This window comes from Ramlibacter sp. (assembly GCF_013697775.1).
Classification (GTDB): domain Bacteria; phylum Pseudomonadota; class Gammaproteobacteria; order Burkholderiales; family Burkholderiaceae_C; genus Ramlibacter.
Genome location: NZ_JACCWG010000056.1, coordinates 1 through 7496 on the forward strand (window position 1 = coordinate 1; position 7496 = coordinate 7496).

Sequence of the window (7496 nt, forward strand, 5' to 3'; positions counted from 1 at the left end):
GGGTATGTTAAACCTTGACCCCGTCGGGCATATTTTTCGTAGACCGTAAAACTAACTGATTAGATCACTTGGTTTGTCGACATGCCCGACCAGTTCACTTGAGCAAACAAAGTTTAACATACCCGAGTAGCACCTTGTTTATTCTGTTTGGCACCACTTCTTCCTTATTTTATTTTTTTGTTCTTTTTCTCGTTATTCATCCAGAAAATCAAATCCCCATCCAAATCCATTTGTAATAATATGTAAGGTTAGAATAATAATCATAACACATTACCACATTACCACAATTCACTTTAATGTCACTAGAATTATGTTGTGGAAGGAATGAATGAGAAGAACAATAGGAATAAATGTACTAATTTTTCAAAACTCAATAACAAATAAAGCATTCCCGTTGTTGTTGTTGTTGTTGTTGTTGTTGTTGTTATGAAGTCACATATCATTCAGATAGAGTGGAGGTATAGAAACATTGTTAACAAATATACCAAGATAACATTCTTATTGCCCGTACATTACTGCATCTCTCTTATAGCAATGAAAGTAGCAATAAAGGTAATATGAATGTTATCTTGGGAATATATATCAACAAAAATAATTTGTAAATCAAAGAAATTATATAACCTGAGGGGAAGTGGCTAGGTCTTTGTATGTACAGCTCAGCTCAGGTATTGTTTGTTGTTATTATAATGAAAATAACAAGAATCCTTGTTTTGTTCTTCCATAACTTCCTTCCTCCCTCCAGTTAGTTGATCCAAACTGCAATGAAAAAAGGGGGAGGTTAATAAAGGTTCAGAGTGTTGCGGATAGAAAATCACATCGGCATTCAAAAAAAAACTCAGAAGGAGTGGAATTCCAAAGACCTAACAGGCACCTGTTTAATAAATCGTTGGATTCTTTTTTCTTAAAAAGGAAACCATGTTAAGAGAAGAGTTTGGAATTTCTTTCAATAAAAGTTATTGAGAGATATATGCAAAGGGAGAGGGACTTGGAATGTAATGTGTATTTGTAATGCATCGGTAGTCATATTACATTACATATTACATTACTGATTCCACATAATTAAATCAGGAAATGATTCACCACAAAAACAAAACAAAACAACATAACATAACAGCGCTATCTATAATGGCCATTGCTATTGCAATTGTTATTGTTCTTTTTTGTTTATATCTTGTTCACTTCAAACAATAATTACTTTCAGACAGGTGGAAGAGTTGGTTGGTCCCAAATAAAAGGAAGAATTGCAGACCTCACTGAGTTTATTCACAACCTGGAATTGAATTGCGACCAGTACTCACTCAGCAAAAAAAGATCGATTGTCTATCTAACAGCAAAGTTCGTGTTTGTCAACCTGAGCTAATGTTGTTTACCCAGCCAGAAGGTAAATCCCAGTAGTTTAGACGAAATTTTGAGGGTGTCAATTATGAATCTAATCATTTTGACTATATTGCTTATGAGGTAGTGAGTAATGTAATCCAATTTTATGATTATCTATTACATATTACGCATTATACATTTTAACAGGTGTCAAATTTCTTCTGAGGTAGAAAATTATTTTATTGTTGTGCACAAACTGTTTGGCTCACTCATACTAGAATGAATTTAGGATAATAAATAATTCAAAAAAAAGTCTTTACTTCAAATTATCTCTTAACTCAAACCTCCTTATTTGTGGCATTATAATGGTAAATCAATTTTCTTATTCTCCTTTGGTAGGTAGTTTTGATACTTGAAATAAGGGACCTTTCAGTTGAAAATCTCAAATTATTCTTTGGATTGTCGATTTCTGTTGAAGTGAACCCAATTAATAAATCATTATCTCTTTTATTTTGTGTATTTAGTAAGTTAAAGGAAATACCTAAACAAATTGTGGATTATTGATAATAGTCTCATAGCATTTTCTAGGTTATCTATGTGACTGTATAAGATATCTCCACTCAGACACTCTTATAGTGAACTTGCTAGCAGCAAATACAATCACCGAGTGATAGTGTAAGTTGGTAATATGTAGCCTCACATCCCATGTTTACCCTTGGTTCATTAAGGCCATGTCATTTTCTTCCAAAATAGAGGATAATTTTCTATGGATAAGATTCTCTTACAGTGTAAGGCATGATAACTGTCAAATTTGATTTGAATAAGTCTTTTCCTTGGATAAATCCTTTTGCTCAAGAGATTGAAGAGTTGGTAGTCCGGAGAATACATAGAAAGTATTGGGGACCTCACTGACTAAACCCTAGACTAGGATAAGGGATAGAGTATCATCCACATCGAGTGGTGTTCCAATAACCCTTAATGAGAACTTTATTGGAAAAAGAAGCCTCTTTCCATGGGAGGTTCATTCGTTCTTGCGATAAAAGTTATTCACCCATAGTGGTTTAGTAACACTAGTTGCAATTTGAGATACAAATGGAAATACTCATACTCATATTTACAACATAATAGTGGTATCTATTATCCTAGTCATAGAAAGGAAAACAGGAACAGATTAAATTTCAGACTACCTAAACATAGAAACTTGTTTGATTCTATTTCTTCAAATAATCGGACAGGGCAACGCTCTGCTTTATTTTATTTATTTATTTTTTTCTTTTCTTCGTTCAAAGCCATAAATGTATCTGTAATAGGTAATATGTAAGGTTAGAATAATAATAATCATATACCACATTACCACATTACCTCTAACTATTGATTCAATTTAATTATAATGAAATAAAGAATCTTTGAATGGTTGAATAATTGATTGGGGTTCAACGAACGAAACAAACACCCAAGGAACTGAAATAAAAGTTCTTGTTCTTCATAATATATCTTGCACAGTGCATAGTAAGGTTTTACCTACAGGAAACTGAAAATGACACACTGGTGATTCCGCTAGAGATTGAATATCATTATTGGTGGGTGGGATATTTAGGTGGAATTGTTTTCTGGAGCGGAGGATGTAGTGTAATTTGTAATGTAAGGTAATCTATCTTTTTCTTCTACTTGCAAGTGATTACATTACACATTACAAATCACACTAGATAGAAAAGATTCTTTATTGACTTGTAACAACCACTTTTACCCTAGTAGCAACAGTGCATTCACATATATTCCATTGGAATTAATAAATGATTATCCTCCTTTTCTTGTCATCATCATAAAAATAAGAACAATAAGTTCTCTACCTTATTTATCGTTACACCTATGTAGTTCAATTTGAGGTAAATATGACAGTTTAGCACTCATACTCATGCTCAGAAGAACAATAGGAATAAATGAACTATTTTTCAACAAACATATAAAGCATTGCCGTTGTTGGTAGGTATAGGGAACATAATTTGTTTATTAAAGAAAATATAAAATACTTGAGGGCAAGTGGTTGAGGTCTTTGTATGTACAGCTCAGCAAAGGGTTGATGGTACGAAGAAGAAGAAGTTAAGGAAAGGTGTATAATGTGATCTCTACCATTCAACGAACATGAACATGGAATACCAGCAGTGGCTTTGGATTTCTTCTTGTGAGATTGGATAGATCTATTTAATTCTGGTTGTGTTTGCAAGTTCTTGTGTTCGAGTGTGAGTAAGATATACAAAGTGTTATGAAAATGAAAATATGTGGTAATTGATAATGAGGTAATGTGGTAATGTGGTAATGTGATAATGTGTTATGATTATTATTATTCTAACCTTACATATTACTTATTACAAATAGATTTGGATGGGGATTTGAATGAATGAAAGAAAGAAAAAAAAGTTAACCATCAGATGAAGGAGTAATTATTATTGTTGTTATTGAGATTGTTTAGATTATAACAAGAATCCTTGTTTTGCTCCTTCATAACTTCCTTTCTCCCTCCAGTTAGTTGATCCAAACTGTAATGAGAAAAGGGAGGTTAATAAAGGTTCAGAGTGTCGCTATCCTGTACCTTGGTGTGCGGCTAGAAAATCACATCGGCATTCAAAAAAAAGACTCAGAAGGAGTGGAATTCCACCTATTTAATAAATGGATTCTATTTTCTTAAAATGTAAGCCATGTTAAGAGAAGAGTTTGGAATTTCTTGCAATAAAAGTTATTGAGCGATAGATACATAGTAAGTGGGACTTGGAATGTGATGTGTATTTGTAATGTATAGGTAATCATATTACATTACATATTACATTACTGATTCGGCACAATCAAATCAGGAAATAAATTATTCACCAACACGAAGTCACCCTTTTCAAACAAACAAAACAAAACAAAACAAATTGAAATGAAATTAAAATAACATAACATAGGATAACAGTACTATGGCAATTTTGGTTCTAACCTTACATTACCTCTTACAATAGATTTGGATGTGGATTTGAATGAATTGGATAGATTCTTTGGCAACCATCAAAAAAAAAACCATCCTGCTCAGATTCCAACTATCCGCCTCCGACAAAGGAAGAATAATTGTATCTCTTGAAGTGAATCTCATTGGAACTATTTCAGGAATACATCTTACAAAATGAAAGCAATCGGTTCTAGATGACTAATGTCATTTGTAATCTGTAAGGTTGGTTGATTGGTTGGTTGGGTTACAATTACATATTACATATTACATATCCACTTGTTTTGTCTTTGGTCTGGAACTTGGATTGGAAATGGTTTCACACACAATACCAATTAGCTATTTTGATTCACTCTCGAAGAAAAATGAACTACTTTAATAGGTACCATTATTATGTAATATGATGAAATGAGTATTTATTAAAAGGTCCTATTTCCATTTGTACCTCATATCGCAAATCTAATTGTAATAGTAATATGTAAGGTTGGAATATTACCACATTACCACATTACCACATTACCACATTACCACATTACCACATTATTACATTACCACATTACCACTTTACCACATTACCATTGATGAAGAATCTTCTCCGAACCGGAAGCCAGTGAATGCAAATAATAACTCGAAAGTCAAAATTTGATGAACTTGGAGCTTATTAATAAGTTGGAGAGGTGAAATTAAGGAGGTAATGGAAAATTTATGTGCTCTGAAGAAAGAGTTCACATTTTCAACCCGCCAAAAAACCAACATCCTGTTTCAGAAGAAATCAATGGTTTTATTTTACCAATCTAATCACCTAATGAAATCGATTCTTGTGGCCATTTCGAGTCTTGTTCTTCTACTTGGGAGTCCACACAAAAGGTAGAGACAATATGGAGTTAATTATTGAACCTTTTTTGAGATTTGATCAGCGTACAAATGAGAGTTGAATAAAAGTTTATTGGAAAAAGTAACCGTGGATAGGTTTATTGGTTCTTTCTTGCAATAAAAGTTATTGACCGGTATACATAGTGAGTGGGACTTGGAATGTAATGTGTATTTGTAATGCATTGGTAATCATATTACATTACATATTACATTACTTATTCCGCATAATCAAATCAGGAAATAAATGATTCAACAACACGAAGTCACCCTTTTCAAACAAACAAAACTAAACAAACAAAATGAAAATAACATAACAGTACTGACTATGGCTATGGCTATCCCTATTGCTATTGCTGTTGCTATTGCAATTGTTATTATTCCTTTCTGTTCGCATCTTGTTCACTTCAAACAATAATTACTTTCTGTGGGGTAGGCACAATGGGTTCATATTGTTTCTAGTTTTGGACCAAACAGAAAAACAAAAAACCCGTTCTTGTCATAATCATAAAAATAACAACTATAATATTTACTCCTTCATCTTATGGTTAACTTTTTTTTTCTTTCATTCATTCAAATTCCCATCCAAATCTATTTGTAATAAGTAATATGTAAGGTTAGGATAATCGTAACACATTACCACATTACCAAATTTAAAAAGAAGGATTGAATAAAGGTTCATAAGCGGTTTTTTTAGTGTAAGAGTGAGAGCAGTCGGAGGCGATATGAAAATATATGACTATGGCAATACGTGCTTCTTAATCCGAAGAAAGATTTATTAATTCTCTTTTTCTCTCAAAAAATAAAAACAACCAAAGTAATTGTTCCCTCAAAATATACGTACTCGACAAAGAGCATTTACCAATTGCTATCATTGAAGTGAATTATTTTCTGAAGATGAGACAAAGGAGCCAGAAGGTTAACTTCGGAAAGATTTTATAGATATTCATTATCTTCATCATTGTGATGTTTGTTTGTAATTATCATCTATTATTGGAATCAAAATAATATATTATTTATTTGATAATATTATTATATTTATTTTATGCCCAGATAGTAATAATAATAAAAGTTTGTAATATGTAATATGGAATGTGTATTAATATTAATTTATATGATCTTCTTCTACACATTACACATTACGCATTACACATTTCACATTACATATTGAAAACATAAAATAATTTTATTATCTATTAAAATTTTTTGAAAGAGAAAGAAAGAAAGAAATAATTGTTTGTTTTCTGTTTGGTCCAAAACTAGAAACAGTATATGGACCCAGTGTGCCTACCTTACTCACTAATTGCTTGAAAGTAATTATTGTTTGAAGTGAACAAGATGTGAACAGAAAGGAACAATAATATTTGCAATAGCAACAGCCATTTTAGATAGTACTGTTATCCTATGTTATGTTATTTTCGTTTTATTTTGTTTTGTTTTGTTTGGTTTGAAAAGGGTGACTTCGTGTTGTTGAATCATTTATTTCCTGATTTGATTCCTATGCGGAATAAGTAATGTAATATGTAATGTAATATGATTACCAATGCATTACAAATACACATTACATTCCACGTCCCACTCACTATGTGTCAATAACTTTTATTGCAAGAAAGAACCAATAAACCTGCACACGGTTATTTTTTCGAATAAAATTAAGAAAAAAGTTAAAGTATTATTACCACATTACCGCATACCCATTAATCTCACCCGAGGCGGCTTTGAATGAATAAAGGAAAAGGGAGGTTGTTCTGTTTTGTTTTGTTTTGTTTTGATTGAAAAGGATGAGTTGGTTATTGAATATCCTCAGCATAACTATTACATTCATTCCACATTCCACCATGAGTGAATAACTTTATTGCAAGAACGAAAAAAACCTCACAACTGGGTAACTTGGTAATGTGGTAATGTTGTAATGTGTTAGTGTACACCTTACATATTACGTATTCCAAATATATTTGGATGTGGATTTGATGGCGAATTCAAATTAGAAAAAAGGTCGTGATTATTTCGATTCTTTTCCCTAATTGTGCCTTGTCATGGCTATTATTTTTGATTTATAAATGTATTTTATATTTATGAGTCATAACAAACAATTGAATTCCCTTTAGCCATATACACTTCTTTCAACTGCCTTCATTAGGAACATTCTATTGAACTTATCAACAAAAGTAAATTTTCATATGTAATACGTCATTGGTACAAAAGGATTGGTAAGAAAGAAAGAAAGAAAGAAAGAAAGAAAGAAAGAAAGAAAGAAAGAAAGAAAGAAAGAAAGAAAGAAAGAAAGAAAGAAAGAAAGAAAGAAAGAAAGAAAGAAAGAAAGAAAGAA

1 protein-coding gene is annotated in these 7496 nt (G+C 31.7%); it reads left to right on the top strand.

What is annotated here, in order from left to right; translation table 11 throughout:
• Nucleotides 1-5414: 5414 nt before the first annotated feature.
• Nucleotides 5415-5585, top strand: a complete 171-nt coding sequence (locus H0U68_RS03240; protein ID WP_296352727.1) for a hypothetical protein — start codon at nucleotides 5415-5417, stop codon at nucleotides 5583-5585.
• Nucleotides 5586-7496 lie beyond the last annotated feature (1911 nt).